The following is a 19,147-nucleotide window of genomic DNA, read 5'->3' on the forward strand; positions in this document are numbered from 1 at the left end:
CGCCGCCAACGAACCCCGATCACGGTGGCACCATCGTCACCCAAAGTGGTGTGCATCACCAAAGAATCCGATGCCCATCACTCACCTACTGGAAAGAGCCAAAATCGTGGCTCCCGACAACCCTGAGGGTTGCCGTCAAGTACGAGCATCCCGTTTCGTCGCGGCTGCCTCATCGACAATACGGTGGGCCCCAAAATGAAAAGCATTCACTGGGTACCCCGTCGCTATATGATAGTCTGCGAACCAACATCTAAACTCAAATTATACAATAGAGTGTTAATGCTTGCCAAAGTGATAGGGATAGCGTTGCGAGCAACGTCAGGATGATCTTTTATGTTCGGATGCTCAGAATTATACACCCTAATATACTGGGCTAATGGGACAATAGCATGCTTTTCAATGTAGGTCCTTTGAGGCGACCTTTGGGAATAGACAATAGCAATCCTCGTTCTATCACAAGGTTCAACCCGTTTTCTAAAGGCGTCAATAACGGAAAGAAACTCGGTTTCCTTTTTGCGATCAAAGCATGTGTTTTTTGTGAAATGCAAATCATCATAAGTTGCATAATAGTGCTCATCATTCACAATAGGCTCGACGGCCACAACCCCGTACTGGCCAACTAGGCCGTGATAGAGCGCCCCCGTGGCACCCTTCGATCCTCCGTATAGGACCACACTTTCATGCTTGATACTATACTTGGCAACAATACTGGATATTAGGGACTGAATGCTATTGGCGTTATTTGGATCATATTTATTATTCAAATAAAAACTGCCAATTATTCCTCCAACATCTGCAATCCGTAGCACAATAGTTTCTGGTGCTACGTACTTTTGAATTGATGCAAAATTTTGCGTAAAATATCTCATCAAACTTGCCGTATACATGGTTTCGTGAATCGATGAAAATACAACAAGCAATTTTGGGGAATCCGTAGCAACTTGTGGCGCCTGAAGTGTGTAGACAACTCCATTCTTGTCCATTTCAAAAGTTCCGTGTTTAACCGGATTCCACAAATTCCCAAGCTGTGTGTGTTGCACCAACCTAGAGACACCGTCTGAGAACATGTAAACATAGAAGCCTCTGTTAGCCAAGCCGGCCAGGAGCTCTCTAACAGACGAGTCCATGCGGCTAATTTCGATTATATTCAAACGCTTGTCATACTTGGCGTCGTGCGATAAATGAATAAAATCGGGAGAGATTGCCGAACTGATAAAAGCATCCATCACTTGCGGGCCGTCAGATGGTGACATGTAAAGCACTTTGCCCGTGCTATTAATTTTGTACATGCAGCGTGCCTCTTTCGTAAATGGGATATTATATTCTGTTAATGGCTGCATCTAGTCTGTTCGCCAATAAATTCAGTACCGGTTCAGACAGTATGTGCGTTCTGACTGACGTTGCGAGACACTGGGACAGTCATACGAGCGCCGCCGTGTGGACGCAATACTTAGCCGCAAGCCATCTTCTCACCTCAATACAGCGTCGACGAATTTTGGCCGGCCAAGAGTAGGCCAAAAGCGGTTCCTTTCGCTGTTAGCCGCCCACAGGACCACAAAGAAACAAACGTTGCATCAAAGGAAAGACGCTGGATATATCCGCCTTCGCTAGGGAATCTGAGCAACCAGAGACTCCTCCCAAATCTGTTGATCTAGTTATGCGTTCATGCTAACCGCTAATGTAACCAACCGATTCCCACCGATGCTTGGCTATTGGTTACCCCTACTTGTGGACTGAGGTTTATCCGGAGTTTATTTCAGCAATTGACTCTAATACACGAACCGAAGCAGATCCGTCATCATATGCCGTGAATTTCTTGCCGGAAATATTTATCTGTTGAGCGGACTTGACTACTTTTGCCAGGAATTTAATTAAGTCGGACCCATTGTTGAATAGTCCGCCCAGACCCAGATCAGCATGTGACAGGTACAGCCCTCGCATGTCATTTTCATACTCATTTATGTCTGTCACAAGAAAATATATATTTCTTCCGGTCAGCGAATAATCAAACACTATAGATGAGTAATCTGTCACTAATGCATCAGAAGCCAGAATAAGATCATTAATCTCTGGATATCCGCTCACGTCAATTACATTGTCACCAAATTTTGACACCCTTCCACCCAATACATTATGGTGCCCACGCATGAGGAATACCGTTTTTTCACCAAGTGATCTGAATGCTTGGTCAAAATCAATGTGGCCAACCCATTGATGCACTCCGCCAGAATTCTTGGCCGTATCCCGCCAAGTAGGGGCATATAGAATAGCGGTCTGGTCTTCTCTAATCCCGAGGAGCCCTCTCACTTCCCGTGCTTTCTCGTTTGACACTTGGCTGGCCAACGTGTCATTGCGAGGATATCCTGCAGTTAAGACTCGGCCTGAATATCCAAAAGCTTGGGGCAGAACTTCCCGAGAGAAGTCATTCTGCGCCAACAAGAGGTCCCAGTAGCTAGCCTCGCGCTCCATCAATTGTCGATAGGACGGGGAGATATAGCGTGTTGGAGCGTCTAATCCAATCTTCTTCATGGGAGTCCCGTGCCATGTTTGAAGATAGAATTGTCCGATCGACTTTCTAAAATAGAACGGAAAATTGTTGTTGTTTATTAGGTACTTTGCAGTTGAAACCTTCTCAAACCATTTTCTAGTGCCTCGAACGAGTGGCCTTGCGTAATCCGGGTAACTGACAGAAAAGTCATCGATCGACCAGTAGATAATTGCATCATGGTTCCGTGAATACAGCTCATCAGAAAGCGCTTTAGGGCTGTCTGTGCACGATTTGCCACCGAAGCTTTCAAACACAAAGTGTTCCTGTAGTTCTGCGGGCTCGGAGGAAAAAACGTGTTGCAGACTCCTTTGCCAGAATTTTCCCCTTTCATCTATACCAAGTGGAGCCCCCAATGTGACAGCCAAGTTTCCTGACCGAGTCCTCCAAGCCTGTACATGGCAGTGAGTCATCTGGAACTCCAAGGGGAGCTTCCACGACAACTCCTCTGCAACCCCTAGGGTCCTGCCTTTCGACGTTGCCGCAGACCCAGCGTTTGCGTGGAAGCGCAGCGTGTAAGCGCCCGGTGGTGGTGAGTAAACCGTTCGTCCCCAGACCACTTCAGCTAGGCGGAATACGTATCTAACAGTGTTCTCGCCGAGGTTCGTGATTTGCACCGGAACAAGCCGACGCTGTTGGGTGGCAAGGTAAAGCTCAAATGCGGGACGACCTCCGCCCCAATCAATGTCAACTGAGAGCTCTTCTGAGTCGTTGAGCACTGCGAAGTCGCAGACTTGCGGAGTGGATCCATATCGCATCAGAGATCTGGTGGGCACCTGAAGCGCATGCGCTAAGTCCGACGTATGTCCAACTACAGTCAATGAAACTGTCGCGCGAAGCATTCCATCATCAACAGATGCCAGCACTGCAGCTGGAACCCTGACCGTAAATGTCGAACTGCGGTGTGAAGCAAATGCGTCATTCACTCTCGCGTCCAAGTGGTCATCGGTTGTCCGTTTCAGGCGCAACTCTTGCCAGTCTTCGGCTCCTATTCCAACACGTACAGCCACCTCGACGGACTCATCGGAGAGTCCTCTGACGAATCCATAGCCAGACAACATCAGATCGCCATTGTCTGCCCATCCTGTGACAGCCAGCTTTGTATCGATTTGAAGAAGGGATGCGTCACATTGAAGCGAGTTGGAGTTGGCGTACTCGGGAAAGACTCTCGCATAGCTGGGGGTCGCATAGAAGAGCCCGTCCCTAACATCAATCTGGAAACCTCTACCGCTTTCCATCCGATCGACGATGACCTGCTCTAATTCAACCTTCATTCCAGCTGTTGCAAACCGCAGCAATACACGGGCATGTGGGTCTACTCTAAGGTTTAGGTGCTCAACGCTATCGAAGTTATCAGCAATTACTTTTGAAAGGGATTTCGTCCCTTGATGTAGTGCAGACCAGTATAAGTCATTCGTATACGGAACCTGCTCGTAGTAGGGAACCAGATCACTACCAAGCAATCTGGCAAACCACGTATGGAGGACACGTTGTGAGGACTCCGATGCCAGCAACGAGCTGACGTGGTGGGCAACCAACATCCGGTCGTCTAGATCCTTTTGCGATCTTTTCCCCTGGGTAATGGAGCTTCCGTCACTTCGCTGTCGCCAGAAATAAACAACTTCCTCTAGGACATCGAATGATGTTGCGCGAATAAAGGCCCGGGCCGTAGTTTCTTGGTCTTCATAAAGGACGCCTTCAGGAATAGGAGCGACTTTGGTGTCCCAAAAACTCTTCCTGAAAACCTTGTTCCAAAAGAAGACATCATCCAAAATGTCAGGGAACTCATCGATGCAGATGCCTACCCGTTTATCGGCATGCATATGGGATGAGGCTTTAGTTTTCTGGAGCTTATTTCCAATGATCCGTGCGTAAGAACCAACAACAAAGTCTGAATGCGACTGGCTAATGGTGGCCATCATCAGGGAATACGCACCATGCGCAACAACGTCATCGGAGTCCGCGAAGGTGAGGTACTCCCCCTTAGCCGCAGAAATGCCAATGTTCCGGGCCCGGCCGTTTCCACCATTTTCCAGGTTGATGATGGAAATTCGCTTGTCGTACTTGGCAAATTCGGCCACTATCTGCATGGATTCATCGGTGGATCCGTCGTCAACGACGATGATTTGCAGATTCGAGTAACTTTGTGAAATTACACTTGTCAGGCACTCGGCTACGTATTGAGCCACGTTGTAGACGGGGATGACAACGCTGAGCAGGCCTACGTTAGGTTCCCCCTTGCCCAACATCCTGGCTATGCCCAAACGTTGAGCAGGGTGAACCGCATGGCGCAGCTTGTCCTTGTACTTTTGAGGCAGAACTTTTGCTGCCACATTGCGTAGCGTCGACATGATTCGCCTTAGCGGGCTTGGCCTGCCACGTTTGTACGCCAGAACCCACGCGTGTCCACCACATGCTTGCCTGCCAGAGTCGCTGTATCGATTTCACGGAATTTGTCATGATCTACCAGCAGAGCGACAACGTCTGCTGAAGCAATGGCGTCTTCCGCGGACACCAACGCGATGTTCGTGAAGCCTTCCAGTTTTTTCGGCAGAACCTTTGAATGAGGTGTTACGACGAGGATCTTGGCTTCGGGACGCTGAGTGGCGAGCTTGTGTACGATGTCCACAGCCGGCGATTCCCGCATGTCATCAATGTTCGGCTTGAACGCCAACCCTAGGGCGGCAATTGTCGGCGCTGTGTTGCCCTTCAGAGGCTCGAGGATCTGCTCAACCACACACTGGGGTTTCGAATCGTTGACCTCACGCGCGGTGCGGATGAGGCGGGCGTTCTCGGGATCGGCGGCCACAATGAACCATGGATCAACTGCGATGCAGTGTCCACCGACGCCGGGGCCGGGCTGGAGAATATTTACACGGGGATGGTGATTGGCCAGCTCAATGAGTTCCCAGACGTCAACTCCAAGGTTCTTGCTAACGACCGAAAGTTCGTTGGCGAAAGCGATATTGACATCGCGGTAGGCATTCTCGACAAGTTTGGAAAGCTCAGCCGTGGTTGCATCCGTTTCGAGGATTTCACCCAAGCAGAACACCTTGTAGAGTGCCGTGGCGGCGGCGGCAGCACCGGGGTTCAACCCACCGACTATTCTGTCGTTGGTTACGAGCTCGATCATGACCCGACCGGGGAGGACGCGCTCGGGGCAGTGGGCGAACAGAATGACCGGACGGCCCTTTGAGCCGTCAAGGCTCAGGTCCGGGCGTGCGTCCAGGACTACCTGGGCCATGTGCGCCGTAGTCTGGGGCGGCGACGTGGATTCAAGGATAATGAGTTCGCCTCCGCGCAGCTGCGGTGCAATAGCCCGGGCGGCATCCTCGATGTAGCTGAGATCCGCAGTCTTGTCCGCCAGGAACGGTGTAGGAACAGCGACGATAAAAGCGTCAGCCTGAGGAGTTTCCTTCTGTGCGCGCAGGAATCCCTGAGCGACAGCACCCGCTACGTTCGTCCCAAGATCGGGTTCAACGAACGGCACCTCTCCGCGGTTGACCGCATCGACGGTCGCCGAGGAGACGTCCACGCCGATGACCTTGACGCCATTTCCGGCCAGGATGGCTGCAGTGGGCAAGCCAATGTAGCCAAGGCCGATGACGGCAACAGTCTCGATGCCGGCTTCTTTTGCTGATTCAAATGTCGGTGTGTTCATTGGGATCCCCATAGAATTTTAGGTCGCCGGATGCGAGTAGTTCGGCGTCTTCCACTTGCCAGGTGTGGCCGTCGCCAGCACGCACCTGGTAAAAATTGAAACGGTCCGCAGAGTAAATCTGCATCCCGGATTGTCCAGCATTGCGCAGGAACCCTGTGTCTTCTCCTAGTCCGAGGGCTGGGAACGGGTTGGCAATGAAAGTCTCCTTGGCTGCCACAATGGTGGGCCCCATGACGAAGTCAGTGTACCTATGCTCTTTATGTCCAAAGCGCAGGATTGTTGCCTTCGAGGACTGAAGATTCATGTAATGCGCTTGCTTTCCTACAACCTGCGCCCCGGAGTAGTCGAGGGCAAAGATCTGGTCCGAGAGATACTCTCTGCCGTAATGGTCATCGTCATCCATCTTGGCGAGAACGTCACCATCAGCCGCAGCTACACAGCGATTCAGGCACTCCCCCAGCGAGACATCGCGACTGGCCGTCAGCAAGGCAACATCAGTCAGACCATACCGTTCCTGCAAACGGTGCAGCTGGTCCATTTCGAGTTCAAAGCCATGGGTCAGCAGCACCAGCTGGGTGCTTATGCCGTTCTGTGCAGCCACGGTACGGAACACGTTCTCAATCTGCTGCGGGCGGATCGTCGGGACCAAGGCCGAGGCAGTGGGACGCTGCATTCCTGAGGTGCGGTCAGGCAAGGCCTGTCCGAGAACCGTTTCCACACGGTGGGCATAGGTGTGTTCCTGCCAAATGCGGCGCTGGGCCAGGTGTGCAGTCCTGTCATTCAGCTCGGCATTTTTCACCAGTGCCCGGCTCAAGTTGGCCGCGGACTCCCGAGTTTCCGCAATGGGAACCTCATCCTCCGTAAAGAAGTTGCGGATTGCTGCGCTGGGTGTGGTGATCACAGGTGTACCCGCTGCGGAGATCTCAAAGATCCGGCGGGCACACATGCTCGCGGAATCCACGACGGAATTCACGTTGAGGAAGACCTTGTAGGCCTTGTACGCTGAGAGCATTTGGGGGTACGTCAGCGATCCGACCACGCGAGAATCAAGCGGAGCCGGGAACTGGTAGTCAGGGCTGCCACCGAGCTGCCGGGAAAAGATTTCCAGCCCGGTCTCCATCTTCTTGGAAGCATCCATGACACCGTTGAGCAGAATGTCCATCTGTTCGCGGCGTTCGGGATACTTGTGGGCAAAGTACATGCCACCAAAGGCAGCATCGCGCTTGTGCCAGCCCTTAGCCGGGCGGACGGGGTTGTGGACCGCCGGCTGGGCTGCAAAGGGCAGCACATCGATGCGGTCATGGCCGAGATCGGCGCGGTAGCTTTCGATCCGGCCTTCATCCGAAGTGAAAACCACGTCAAAGAGCCGGGCTGCCGGCAGGAAATCGTCGTAATGCGGCGGGTCTTCCTTGTTCCAAAAGACGCTGGGAATTCCCTGCGCCTTGCAGGCTGCAAGAAGGGCCTTGAATTGTTGTGACGGACCGGTGTCGCTGGCGATTTTGCCGCGCCACAGCCTCTCGTTGCCAGCCCATGCGGATTCAATGAAGACCAGGTCCAAGCCGTCAAGCTGTTTTGACCAGGTGGCCGGGTCCAGTGCGACGGCGTTCCATTCGAAGCGGAAGGCCATGGCCGAGAAGTCGTCAAGGATGACGCCGACCTTCAGATCTGAGCGACGTGCTGCTCCTGCAGGCAGGTCCGCAGGGGTGAACGACAAGTGCCGCTTCTTGCCACGTCCCACCCAGCCAGCTTCAACGCCCTGGACACTAGTGGGTGCGGCGAAGCCGAGGTCCACACGGCGTCGGGCTTGCCATTCCTTTAGTTGGTCAGGGCCACCGGAGCGCAAATGCCACAGCGCCGTTTTTGCTTCTTCGACTGTGTACATCAGCGCTTCCCCGCAGCCCGACGGCCCGACGCAGTCGGGCTGACAATGTTCGACATTTCCAGTGAGGTGCGCAGTTCCGCCAGCAGGGCAAAGGCCGAGTTGTTGTTGCCCTTGGCCAGCAGCTTGGTGAACTCCATGTACTTTTTGGTGACCACCTTTGGATCGCCATCCATGATGAGATCGCCTTTGTCCAGCCACACAACACGGCCGGTCATGTCCTTGATGGTCGTCAGGCTGTGACTGACAAGCAAGACGCAGCCGGCCGATTCCCGCAATTCGTCCATGCGACGCTTGCTGCGGGCAGCAAACTGAGCGTCACCGGTATTCAGTGCCTCGTCAACCAGAAGGATTTCCGGGTTGCCGCAGGCGGCAATGGCAAAGCGCAGACGCGCCCCCATGCCTGAAGAGTACGACTTCATGGGCAAGTGGATGGATTTTTCCAGCCCGGAGACTTCCACGATCTCATCGAATCGATCGTCGATTTCATCCCGTGTCAGGCCCATAGCGAGCCCACCGAGGATGACGTTCTGATCCCCGGAAAGCTCCGGAACCAGGGCCGCATTGACACCAAGCATGATGGGCGTGCTGGAGGCGTGGATAGCTCCGCTGGTGGGACGAACCTGGCCGCTGACCAGTTTCATCAACGTGCTCTTACCGGATCCATTGCGGCCAATGACGCCAACGGATTCACCTCGACGGACCACCAGAGACAATTCGTTGAGGGCATTGACGGTGACGGTATTCGGCCTGGGTTTGAAACGCTGCAGGACCTTCCCGCCGATGTTGGGACGCTTGGCTTGGACTTCTGTGGAAATGACCCGGTACCTCATGGCGACCTTTTCGGCCACGATACAAGGTTCTTCCGGTATTCCATACAGATAATTAACCCCGGACATAAGACTCCTCCGCCTTCCAGAAGAAGATGATGCCGAAGACGAGTGTGACTGTTGCCCAGGCTGTGAGCATGGCCCAGGAACTCAAGGCAGGAGTAACCCCGTACAGCACAGCGTCATGGGTGATGTCGATGATGATGAACATGGGGTTCATCTGCATCAGTTTCAGAATCATTGGCTGGCTCGCAAAACGGTCCACAGAATAAAAGATGGCGGACAAGTACATGAGCAGTCTCAGCATGAACGGCAGCAGGTGAGTAACATCGTTGACGCGGGAAATGATACGGGCCAGGATCAATCCCACCCCAAGGTTGAACGCAAACTGCAGGACTAGAACGGGCAGCAGCAGCAGCCAGCGCCAGGTGATCGGTTCCGCCGGCGGGATGACCAGGACAATGAGCAGCATGGCAATGATCATGGGAATATGCGAAAGGAATTCGCGCAAATTCACCCCGATGGGCAGGGCTGCCCGAGGGAAACTGAAACCTTGAACGAGTGACTTGTTTTGCTGCATGGAGCGGGCGCCGCTCATGATGGCGCCTGAGCTGATTTGGAACATGAAGACGCCGATGACCAGGTAGCCGATAAAGTTGGGAATCCCCTTGCTGGTGTTGAGCAGCAGACCGAACACGAGGAAGTAGGTAAGGCCGTTGAATATGGGGTTCAGAATTAGCCAGGCGCTGCCGAGCTTGTCGCGGCGGGTGCCACTTTGGACGCGGGCGCGGGCGTCGTAGTAGATGAACTGGCGGAAGTCCCAAAGCTGGACAAGGTAGTCCAGAAACTTGGGGCGGGCCCCGACCCTTTTCAGCTTTGTCAGGTCAACAGGGACGTCATGGACCGCAGCAGGCTGGGGCAGCTGCGTTGCAGCTTCAGTCATGCGTTCCACTCGGGCTTTCCAACGACAACTCAACCACTTTCTTGTACGCCGCGCTGTAGATGGCAGCATTTGCCGCCCAGGTACGGGTTTCCAAAACACGGCTACGACCGGCCGTACCCAGGTTTTCTCTCAAATCCTGATCCGATAACAGCTCAGACAAAACCCTGGCCAAGTCCGCCGGATCATCCGCCGCACTCAGCCTGCCGTTAACGTTGCCCTCAATGATCTCACGGAGCGCGGGCAAGTTGCTTGCCACGACCGGGCGGGCGCTGGCCAAAGCCTCCACGGGTTTGAGTGGTGTCACAGCCCGCGTGACGGCCAGATCTTTGCGGGGGACCACAAAAATATCAAGTGCCGCATGGTAAATCGGGGTGGATTCGCGGGGAACGCGGCCGGTAAAAATAGCCTTACTCCCAAGCCCCAAACGCTTTGCCTGGTCCTGCAGTGACGGAGCCGATGTGCCGCTTCCCACAATCAACAGCCGCAATTTGGGGAATTGCGGCGACAAAATGGCGAAGGCTTCCACCAAGTGGTCCATGCCTTCGTAATCCACCAAGGAGCTAACGGTGCCAATGTAGTTCAGCGCCGGGTCCAGCCCGAGTGCTGTCCGGGCCTCGGCATGGCTTCTGGGCGTTCCCAAGAACTCCCCGCCTACCGCATTGGGCGCCAGCAGGATCTTCTCTGCGGGAATTCCAGCGGCAATGATGCTGTCCTTCATGGTGTAACCCAGCGTAAACACAGCATCTGCTGCGTCCATGACGGCGGCTTCGCGTGCCTGGAACTGAACGTAGCGCTGGCTCTCCTTTGCCCCATCACTCCGTGTTGATGCCCAAGTGTCGGCCAACTGGCCGCGGACTTCATACACCCACGGGATGCCAAGCGCCTTTGCGACAGCACCGACGACGAGGCCGTTGGCAAAGTGAGTGGTGGTGTGCAACACCTCAGGGCGAAATTCCAACGCCACGCGCAGCAATTCCTTGGCTTCCTGCTGCATCCTGGCATCGGCCGTGGCCGCCATGCGTGAGAGCAAGAGCCGCTGATAAGTAATTCCATCCACAACGTCCTGCTCAGCAGCAAAGACCTTGCCCACCTGAACCGGGTATCCCAGGCGGGTCACGGCCAGAACATCCCAACCAGCGTCGCGCTGTGCCGTCATGATGGAGTGGCTGCGCTGGGCGTAGCCACTGGCCGTGTGGGGAAGCGAATTAGTCAGAAAGTGCAATACACGCCCAGGCACTGGCACCATGTGAATCGTGGGCAGCGAGGGGTTCCAGCCGGAGAATGTCCGCGTCTCTCCCGCAAGCCGGTCGTGGTGCTTGCCCATGCTGCCCTTCTGGGACGCGAGGGAAGCAACGGCACCGGCCATGTCGCCGTCGTACCATCTACGGCGGGCCACCGTGGCAGGCAGGCGGGTGCTGCCAACAGCTGCGGGCAGGAACTTGTCAGCCCACTCGGGCTGGCCGGCAGCGAGGGCGATGTCTGCTGCGAGGCGGGCACGGTTGCCGGCAAGCCCGTCAATACGGGCCTTTTCAAAGCGGCGCTCCAGACCGATGCTGTCACCGGCCACAAAGGCCGCGATGAGGGCCGCCGGGGCAACCGAAGTGGGTAGCGCCTTGCAGACAGTTTTAGCGACAGGCTGGACGATCTTGGCCGGCAAGCGCCTGGAAAGCTGCAGGACGAGGACGACGGGATCATCGGAAACGTGCCTGAGTGCAGTTGACGCCGCCAGCGAGAGGTTTTTCAACAACCCCACTAGAGAGCACTCCTTTCATGGACAATTGCCGCAATGGAGTCCATGTATTGCGTGGCCAGCATGGGGTAATTGGCGTTCTTGCGCACCCAGTCGCGGCCGGTTGTCCCGGCGTGGAGGCGCGACCTGTCCGCGGCCAGCTCACGCCACAGCTCAGCAATGGCCTCTGCATTCCAGGACACGACGTCGCCACAGTCGGCTTCCTTGACGATGCGTGCAGCCTCGCCACGTACGACCGCAGTCACGTGCCGGCCAATGGACATGACCTCGTAGGTCTTGGACGGGACGGTGGCGTCGAAGGACTTCCAGTCATCGCGCAGGGAAACAATGCACGTATCGGCCTTCTCGTAGCGGTCCAGGACGTCTTTGCCGTGCAGAGAGTCATGGAAGACGACGGGTGCGTTAAGCTCATGCGCCAATTCCATCAGGCCCGGGCGTTGAGTTCCGTGGCCCACCATGTGCAGCAGCATAGAATCGCCGACGAGTGCACTTGCACGGATGACAACATCCAGGCGCTGACTTTCGCCATGGTTGCCCAAGTACAGGGCTTCAAAGATGTCGCGTTGAAGAGCCGGAGGTTCGAAAACGGGCACAGAGTCCAGGTCCAGGCCGTTGCTGACCGTCACAACGTGTTCCACGCCGCGGGCGCGGAGGGTTTCGGCGAAGCCTTCCGTGACGGAGACAACCATGTCGGCTCGCAGCTGGATGGCCTCGACCACACGCTCCACGAGGCTTTTGACGCTGCCCTTCACGATGCGGGCATCGCGTGCCAAATCAGGCCAGGCGTCGCGCATCTCGACGATCAGCGGTACGTGGCGCAGCTTGGCCACGATATAGCCAGCGACCATGATCGGCAGGCTCGGCGCCGTGACAATGACGACGTCGGCTTTGCGCCACATCAAACCGGCGGGGACGGACATGGCGGCCGAGAGCAGCTGGTCCATGAGCCGCGCCGCATGGGAGTGGCCGCTGTGAGGAATGTAGGGGACGCGTTTGATGCGCTCCCCCAGCGGACCATTTTGGCCGCGGAACGGCCGGCCCGCGAGGTTTGCCGGCAGGGTGCGTTTGCCGACAGGGAAATGCGCGACAGGGGTGACAACGTCAACATCCCAGCCGGACTTGCGGAATTCTCGGATCAGGGTGGTCCAGCGTCGCTGCGGCGGGCTGCTCTCAGGCCAGTACGAGTGGATCATGAGCATGATCCGCAGAGGTTTGACTGACGAATCGCCCTCCTGGGCAGGCGCCCCGGATCTGGCGCCTTTTTGGGCGCTGGGTTTCCTACGCATCTGAAGGCTGATTCTCATCGGTTGCAGGCTTTGCCGTGGGGGTGCGGCGGCTGGAATGGCTCATGAGTTTGAAGTATCCGACACCCAGGACCAGCAGCACCACGATCATGATGAGTTGCATGTAGAACGGGCTGCCTTCTGGGACGCCGGTGGTGCCTGCTGTCTTTGTCAGGTCCGCCTCAACCTCGGGAACGACCGTGGTGGGACTGGGTGCTGGCGCCTCGGTTACTTCAGGTGCAGGTGTTTCGGGCACGGGTTCCGGCACGACCTCAGGAACCACTTCTTCAACCGGGGCCTCAATCACAGGGGCTGGCTCCACGTAGACAGGTTCAGGGGCCACTTCGGGAACCGGAGGCGCTTCAACAATGGGGGCCTCAATCACGGGGGCTGGCTCCACGTAGATAGGCTCGGGGGCCACTTCGGGAGCGGGCGGCACGTCCGCTGGGGGCGCTTCGGGTTCGGGAGCGGGCAGCGGATCAACGGGTGCTTCGGTCTGGACGACGTCCTGGTCCACGGGAAGATCGTCGGCCAAGACGGGTCCGGCGAGAAGCAGTCCCCATATGGCAGCCAAAAGGACAGCGGCCAAGGCAGCGGCAGGCCACCTGCGGGTGAGCATAAGCCCCAAGTTTTCCCCTTCATTCACAATCACCCCGGCCACGAAGAAGCCGCGGGAAGCACGAGTGCTGGACAATCACGGGTCTGCTACAAGCAAACCGATAAGTCCAAACACGTCATTATCGCATATTTCCGGAGCCGCCCCCGGGAAGCTGGCGTCAGCCAAGCCCGTTCGCGGCGAGGTATGACACGAGCGAATCGTTGGTGAGGGCCTCGGAAATACCCAGCACCGCGGCGTCGTCCTTGACAACAATTGACTGACCGTCAGCGCTTGTCCCGGTACCAAGATTGGGCAGGGTGAAAGAGATCACATTGGAGGAGCGAACGTCGCGCAGGCTCAGCGCCAGCGCACCTAAGGTGCCGGCGTCGAGGCTCTTGTCCACCGAAATGTAGGGGGAAACGTTGCCGACAAGATCGCTGATCTTGGCGGGGTTGGTGAGTGTTGCAGGGGTCAGGACGGTGCCCATGACTGCCTTAAGGAAGAGTTGCTGATTGCGCACCCGTTGGTAGTCGCCGTCGGTGAAGGCGTAGCGCTCACGCACAAAGGCGAGAGCTTCGTCACCGTTCATGAGTTGCGGGCCGGCGTTAAAGGTGTGCGTACTTGTGGTGAACGGCACGGTGACGGGGACCGTGACGCCGCCCAGGGAATCGGTGATGGCCTTGAATCCCTCAAAGTCGACGATGGCGACGTGGTCGATTCGGTTCTTGAACAGGCCCTCCAGCGTCTCGACGACGAGGGGCACTCCGCCGAATGCCATGGCGGCGTTGATCTTGGCCTCACCATGGCCGGGGATGTCCACCCAAGTGTCGCGCATGATGGACATCATGGTGATGTTCTTGCGGTCGGCGGGAATGTGGACCCACATCATGGTGTCGGAGCGCTGATCCGAGGCCGCGCCTTGTTCGGCCATGTCCACAGCGTCGCCGCGGCTGTCGCTGCCGAGGAGCAGGATGTTCTTGGCGCCGTTTACTGCTGGGGCCGGGCGGGATTCTTCCTTGGGGAAGACGTTGGTGATCTTCTGCGTCTGGCTGTTGAAGTCATTGGCGAGCTTTGCCACGAAAGCCGTGCCGACGAGGGCTGCGATGACGACGATGCCGAGGAAAAAGAAGAGGACGTTTCTGGTTGTCTTCTTCTTTTTGGGTTTCGTTTCAGGCTCGGGCGGGGCTGCATCAAGGAGATCAGTCATGGGCTCCATGGTTTCACGGTTTTCTGGGTGGTTGCTGGCGTTGAGCTGAGCACCGTCCGGCGCGGTGGTTCCCAGCTTCACCGGATAGGCTTCTACACATGCCTTTGATTTCTCGTTCCTGGCGGATTGCTGTGCCTTTTGCGGCCTCCGCCCTCCTCGTTTTGACCGCTTGCGCCCCGTCGGTGTCAATTGATGCAGCCGCCGATGCCAACAACCCGGCCTGCGCGCCCATGATGGTCGCCCTGCCCGATTCCTTGGCCGACGCCAAGCGCCGCACCACCTCGAGCCAGGCCACCGCAGCCTGGGGCGATCCGTCCGTCGCGGTCCTGCGCTGCGGTGTAACCGTTCCCCCGCCTACGACTGACAAGTGCGTGACGATCAACGGCGTTGACTGGGTCACGAAGGAAAACGACGACTCGTGGACGTTCACCACCTACGGGCGCGACCCGGCCACCGAGCTGATCCTGTCCACGAACAAGATCCCTTCCGATACCGCCCTGACTGAGATCTCAGCCGCTGCGTCGAAGATTCCGGCCTCCAGGGCATGCTTGTGATCTGGCCTCAGCCGCGGTGTGAAGAGCATGTTGACGCTGAAAAGTAGGGCCTTCCTCCGAATTGAAGGCGGCGCCGCTCAACAGCAAGCCTCCTGACTGATTGGTTACTCATAAGAAATCGCGTGATTCTTATGAGTAACTCGGAAAGTCATAAAAACAGGACAGCGACTTTATGTGTACCAATGTCATTCAAGACTACCGGTGCCGTGTGTGGCCCAGCATTGACAGGGCACAACAAGAATGGGTCCCGGCCGCGGCCGGCTACGGAATTCAGGTTTAAGCCGTGCTCAGCTGCTGCAAGTTAGTGGTGCAGCTCGAGGTTGCTACCTGGTCCCGATTCCCGACAACGATACTCGACGCCGGCGGCATAACCTCGCGAGCCAGGTTCAACCGCTCGGACTTTCGTTGCAAGACAATCTTTCCTTTGCCATGGCCGCACCTGAGTCTCGAGCCGGGCCAACGCCGTTCTGACGAGGCACTTGAGGCACAAAGTTACGATTTCCAGGTAGTCAACCGGTCGTCCCTCTGAGCACGAGATTGCCCTCAAGCTCAATACGCTTTTCGATGACGCCCCTCTTTGGCTGGGTATTACGCAAGGCCTCGACAGCTATTCTTCCTGCTTTCGCCAAGTCGAGCGTAATGCTGGACAAAGAAGGAAAGGTTGTAATGGCTAAGGTGTCATCACATCCGAGGATGCAAATGTCGTCAGGAATTCGCAGTCCCCGTTCCCGGAAGCCGGACATCAGTCCATGTGCAATCACGTCGTCGAATGCAATGACTGCAGTTGCCCCAGACTCAACGACCATGGCGCTGGCGTCAACGCCGTCAGTGAAGGTTCCAGCGGGAGCCTGCAAAAAAATGCCGTCAAGCCCATGACTATTCATGGCTTGAGTGACGCTGGTAAGCCGCTGCATGTTAGACCACGACTTCGGTGGACCCTCGACGTATGCGATCCTGGTGTGGCCTCCGCGCACAAAGTGATTGATTCCCTCCGCTAGTGCCTCAGTGGCGCTTACAAGCACACGAGAAATCTTGTCAACATCCCGATTGATCAAGACGGTTGGCATTCGTTGCGCGATCGTTGTTAGGCTTTTTTCCGGTAGGCGAGAAGCCGCGATGATAAGGCCGTCCACTTGAGGCGACAGCCTGCCGATCATGGTGACTTCGCGATCTGCGTCGCCATCTGTATCGGCGATGAAGACAGACAGTCCTAATTCTTCAGCAGCAAGTTGTGCGTGTCGTATGATCGGCGGGAAGAATGGATTCGCGATGTCTGGCACGATAAGTCCGATAACGCCAGATTTCCCGGTAATCAGTGCGCGTGCATGGTTATTTGGAACATACCCAAGTTCTGCAGCCGCAGCCATTACCCGCTGAACAGTCTCCGTTCGAAGCAGTCCGGGGTTCGTGTAAGCACGCGAGACTGTGGATGGGGCTACACCGAGACGTTTCGCCAATTGAACAATTGTCGGGACATTTCTCATAGAACTAGCTGTCCAATTCGGATGGCGGACTCTACGAGAATCTCAAGGCTCCCTCGTTTGAATGGGGCGGGCATGCCATAGTAGCGATGTGCATCCATAACCTCGTACCCTCCAAATTCGTATTCTGTGTCGGTGGGGAAATATCCAGGACAGCCATTACTGTAACCCGCCACGATCACAGGTATCTCGAAGGCACCCTTAATTTTCTCTGCGCCTGCCAGAAAGGGCTCTCCAGGCAAAGCAACAAGCAGGATACCTGCCAATGCCATCACAGTTATCGTGCCGGTCCAGGTCATCTCCGCACTAGTATTCTGTGCGTGAGCCCAGTCGGACCAGATTCGCAGGAGCGCACGTTCGCCAGGTGGTTGGTTATGTGTTTGCTGTTCCCACTGGCCAGCGAGTTCGACAGGAGTCTTAACGTCAAGCACCTCGAGCTCAAGGTGTACCTCAGCTGTAAGCACACGTAGGCCCGACCTCGCCAGCCGTGGAGACTCCCGTGCAGCCATGCCAGTAGCGGCGAGGGTCCGTCCTATCCTCTCGGCCTCGTGGAATGTGCGAGTGGGTGAGCTGTTCTGCGTATAGGAGCTTTCGGCGGTGTGCCCGGTGTTAACATCGCCAGCAGCCCCGGTGAGAAACAGCGCTATTGAGCCTGGCTCCGCCTGTTCGAGGGCAATGCGGGTGTATGCCGGATAATCACCACTGATGAGGTGGTTATCGGCGCCAAGGACGACGGGGTGACAGGGAAATTGCATCAACCACGCCACAACAGAACCGCTTCGAGAGGTGAAGACTACGACTTGTAACTCCGGATCGATATCGTCCTGTGGATGACGCCGATTTTGTGCAATTCGGAGGCCCCTAAACGATTCATACGAAACAGTGCATAATGTGCGATCGCTCAGAGCTGCTGCAAATGCCTTGAGCGCAGCCCTGCAGAGGGCAGCGAGAAATCGACTATCAGCATTCCCGAGCCGGTCCGGCATCGAGCACGGACCGGAATGCGTATGGGTTGCACTGACAACCACGTGATCAGCGGGAAGTGGAACCGCCTCACGGATGTCAGAACACGTCTTTTCATCCAACCCGCATACGTCCATGGTGATCCAGCAAACACCCTCAATCACGATAGCTCGCACCGTTAATGGGTCGTGGACACCACTGCTGGGGCCAACGCGCGCAGCATATCCAGCCATGGGCGTTCCTGACGGTACGGAAACCTCCTCCACAGATGCGCCAACTAGAATCCAATGAGCGTCGTTTACTGTTTTCATACGCTATGCCCTGCTCACATTTTTCCCAGATTGAACGACCTTGAGAACTTCACCGTTTTCAGTTAGCAGAACAAAGTCGGATGGGGCCCCCACCCGAAGTCGGCCGAGTCCTGGTCGTGCACCGGGGATAATTCGGGCTGGATTCTCGGTCACAAGTCGCAGCGCTTGCGGCAGGCCTGCTGTTGTGACCTGAAGCACGTTACGTAATCCGTCGGCAAGACTTGCCGCAGCACCTGCCAAAAAGTCTGTCCCTACGTAAGAGAGCCGCCCCTCGGCGTTCAGGTCAACAACCCCACCGACTGCTGTTTCGTAAAGTCCCGGCGGATGTCCGGCCAACGCTGTGGCGTCAGACACGAGAAATGCCTTATCGGGGCCTTTCGCCCTCAACATGACTTCGAGAGTATCGCCAGGTAAGTGATGTCCGTCAGCGATGAGCCCGCAAGTCAAACGGTCGTCAGCAAGTTGAGTCCAGATCGGGTTCGGATGTCGTCGAATATATGATTCGATACCATTTCCGAGGTGTGTGGATAGTGTGGCTCCCGCATCCACGGCAGCAATAATTTGTTCCGGGGTGGCATGGGTGTGGCCGATGGCAACCGTAATTCCGAGCGAGCAGAGTTTCGCAATCTGATCAACAGCGTCTGCAGCGTGTGGAGAAACAGTGACCACACCGATTCTTGCTCCCACGGACTGCCATCGGCTCACTTCCACACTGTCTATCGGACGAATCTGGTCGGCGTCATGCACGCCTCTCGGTCCGTCCTGGTCAGAGATGAACGGGCCCTCAATGTGAACGCTTGGGATGGCATTCGCAACAACGACGTCAGCCTTCCGGGCCTGTTCAATGCGACCAAGTGCTGCCAAGATGGAATTTTCGCTCGCGGTGATGATTGTCGGAACCCAAGTAGTCACACCAACTTTGGCGAGTTCGGCAGTAATCTCCTGGATAGTCCCACTAGTTCCATCGGCAGCGTTGACGTCGTGGCCTCGAAATCCATTTACCTGCGCATCAATCAACCCAGCCGACAAAATCGGGACGTCATTCGCTGGATCGCGGCTGCGATTGATGGCAAGGATTCTTTCAGTGTCATAGGTAATTGTGAGCACGTCCCCGCTCCCCGCGTGTCGCCCTTGGATTGACC

The 19,147-nt window shown here is 56.1% G+C and carries 14 protein-coding genes; 1 reads left to right on the forward strand and 13 read right to left on the reverse strand.

What is annotated here, in order from left to right:
- Positions 1 to 224: 224 nt before the first annotated feature.
- From art_RS22135 to art_RS05930, 10 genes are all read right to left on the reverse strand, one after another.
- Positions 225 to 1,289, reverse strand: coding sequence for an XcbB/CpsF family capsular polysaccharide biosynthesis protein (locus tag art_RS22135; protein ID WP_157875165.1), 1,065 nt, complete (start codon positions 1,287 to 1,289; stop codon positions 225 to 227).
- 451 nt (positions 1,290 to 1,740) lie between these two features.
- Complete coding sequence (locus art_RS05890) at positions 1,741 to 4,896, reverse strand: CDP-glycerol glycerophosphotransferase family protein (RefSeq protein ID WP_038463145.1); 3,156 nt, start codon at positions 4,894 to 4,896, stop codon at positions 1,741 to 1,743.
- Between the two features lie 8 nt (positions 4,897 to 4,904).
- Entirely contained in the window at positions 4,905 to 6,206 is a 1,302-nt protein-coding gene (wecC, locus tag art_RS05895) for a UDP-N-acetyl-D-mannosamine dehydrogenase (RefSeq protein WP_052136049.1), read from the reverse strand.
- Complete coding sequence (locus tag art_RS05900; RefSeq protein ID WP_038463147.1) at positions 6,187 to 8,088, reverse strand: glycosyltransferase; 1,902 nt, start codon at positions 8,086 to 8,088, stop codon at positions 6,187 to 6,189. Before art_RS05900 ends, wecC begins: the two co-directional genes overlap by 20 nt.
- Positions 8,088 to 8,936 carry an ABC transporter ATP-binding protein gene (locus art_RS05905; protein ID WP_253901491.1) on the reverse strand — a complete coding sequence of 283 codons (849 nt, stop codon included), beginning with the start codon at positions 8,934 to 8,936 and terminating at the stop codon, positions 8,088 to 8,090. Before art_RS05905 ends, art_RS05900 begins: the two co-directional genes overlap by 1 nt.
- 34 nt (positions 8,937 to 8,970) lie before the next feature.
- Complete coding sequence (locus art_RS05910) at positions 8,971 to 9,858, reverse strand: ABC transporter permease (protein WP_038468943.1); 888 nt, start codon at positions 9,856 to 9,858, stop codon at positions 8,971 to 8,973.
- Positions 9,851 to 11,611, reverse strand: a complete 1,761-nt coding sequence (locus tag art_RS05915) for a glycosyltransferase family 4 protein (RefSeq protein WP_253901492.1) — start codon at positions 11,609 to 11,611, stop codon at positions 9,851 to 9,853. Before art_RS05915 ends, art_RS05910 begins: the two co-directional genes overlap by 8 nt.
- A complete protein-coding gene (locus tag art_RS05920; RefSeq protein WP_253901493.1) occupies positions 11,611 to 12,912 on the reverse strand; it encodes a glycosyltransferase family 4 protein in 1,302 nt (433 codons plus the stop codon). The genes art_RS05915 and art_RS05920 overlap by 1 nt, the downstream gene beginning before the upstream one ends.
- Positions 12,887 to 13,585 carry a hypothetical protein gene (locus tag art_RS05925; protein WP_157875167.1) on the reverse strand — a complete coding sequence of 233 codons (699 nt, stop codon included), beginning with the start codon at positions 13,583 to 13,585 and terminating at the stop codon, positions 12,887 to 12,889. Before art_RS05925 ends, art_RS05920 begins: the two co-directional genes overlap by 26 nt.
- Positions 13,586 to 13,667: 82 nt before the next feature.
- Positions 13,668 to 14,696: an LCP family protein gene (locus art_RS05930; protein ID WP_038468948.1), complete on the reverse strand. Its 1,029-nt coding sequence runs from the start codon at positions 14,694 to 14,696 to the stop codon at positions 13,668 to 13,670.
- Positions 14,697 to 14,794: 98 nt separating this feature from the next.
- Between art_RS05930 and art_RS05935 the strand changes: the two genes are divergently transcribed.
- The gene (locus art_RS05935; RefSeq protein WP_038463153.1) at positions 14,795 to 15,250 is read left to right on the forward strand and encodes a DUF3515 family protein; all 456 of its coding nucleotides are present in this window, start codon (positions 14,795 to 14,797) and stop codon (positions 15,248 to 15,250) included.
- 509 nt (positions 15,251 to 15,759) lie between these two features.
- On the opposite strand, the gene art_RS05940 is transcribed toward art_RS05935, so the two are convergent.
- Genes art_RS05940 through art_RS05950 form a run of 3 tightly spaced genes read right to left on the reverse strand, consistent with a single transcriptional unit; the run spans position 15,760 to position 19,112 of the window.
- Complete coding sequence (locus art_RS05940) at positions 15,760 to 16,734, reverse strand: LacI family DNA-binding transcriptional regulator (protein WP_038463155.1); 975 nt, start codon at positions 16,732 to 16,734, stop codon at positions 15,760 to 15,762.
- A complete protein-coding gene (locus art_RS22140) occupies positions 16,731 to 18,005 on the reverse strand; it encodes an alkaline ceramidase (RefSeq protein WP_157875168.1) in 1,275 nt (424 codons plus the stop codon). Before art_RS22140 ends, art_RS05940 begins: the two co-directional genes overlap by 4 nt.
- A 3-nt stretch (positions 18,006 to 18,008) precedes the next feature.
- Positions 18,009 to 19,112: an N-acetylglucosamine-6-phosphate deacetylase gene (locus tag art_RS05950; RefSeq protein WP_157875169.1), complete on the reverse strand. Its 1,104-nt coding sequence runs from the start codon at positions 19,110 to 19,112 to the stop codon at positions 18,009 to 18,011.
- Positions 19,113 to 19,147 lie beyond the last annotated feature (35 nt).

The organism is Arthrobacter sp. PAMC 25486, assembly GCF_000785535.1.
Lineage (GTDB): Bacteria > Actinomycetota > Actinomycetes > Actinomycetales > Micrococcaceae > Specibacter.

Excerpts from the sequence above, each read along its gene's own strand:
- wecC (WP_052136049.1), bottom strand. The coding sequence starts at position 6,206 with ATGAACACACCGACATTTGAATCAGCAAAAGAAGCCGGCATCGAGACT.
- art_RS05930 (WP_038468948.1), bottom strand. The coding sequence starts at position 14,696 with ATGACTGATCTCCTTGATGCAGCCCCGCCCGAGCCTGAAACGAAACCC.
- art_RS05900 (WP_038463147.1), bottom strand. The coding sequence starts at position 8,088 with ATGTACACAGTCGAAGAAGCAAAAACGGCGCTGTGGCATTTGCGCTCC.
- art_RS05910 (WP_038468943.1), bottom strand. The coding sequence starts at position 9,858 with ATGACTGAAGCTGCAACGCAGCTGCCCCAGCCTGCTGCGGTCCATGAC.
- art_RS05890 (WP_038463145.1), bottom strand. The coding sequence starts at position 4,896 with ATGTCGACGCTACGCAATGTGGCAGCAAAAGTTCTGCCTCAAAAGTAC.
- art_RS05920 (WP_253901493.1), bottom strand. The coding sequence starts at position 12,912 with ATGAGAATCAGCCTTCAGATGCGTAGGAAACCCAGCGCCCAAAAAGGC.
- art_RS05940 (WP_038463155.1), bottom strand. The coding sequence starts at position 16,734 with ATGAGAAATGTCCCGACAATTGTTCAATTGGCGAAACGTCTCGGTGTA.
- art_RS05935 (WP_038463153.1), top strand. The coding sequence starts at position 14,795 with ATGCCTTTGATTTCTCGTTCCTGGCGGATTGCTGTGCCTTTTGCGGCC.
- art_RS22135 (WP_157875165.1), bottom strand. The coding sequence starts at position 1,289 with ATGTACAAAATTAATAGCACGGGCAAAGTGCTTTACATGTCACCATCT.
- art_RS22140 (WP_157875168.1), bottom strand. The coding sequence starts at position 18,005 with ATGAAAACAGTAAACGACGCTCATTGGATTCTAGTTGGCGCATCTGTG.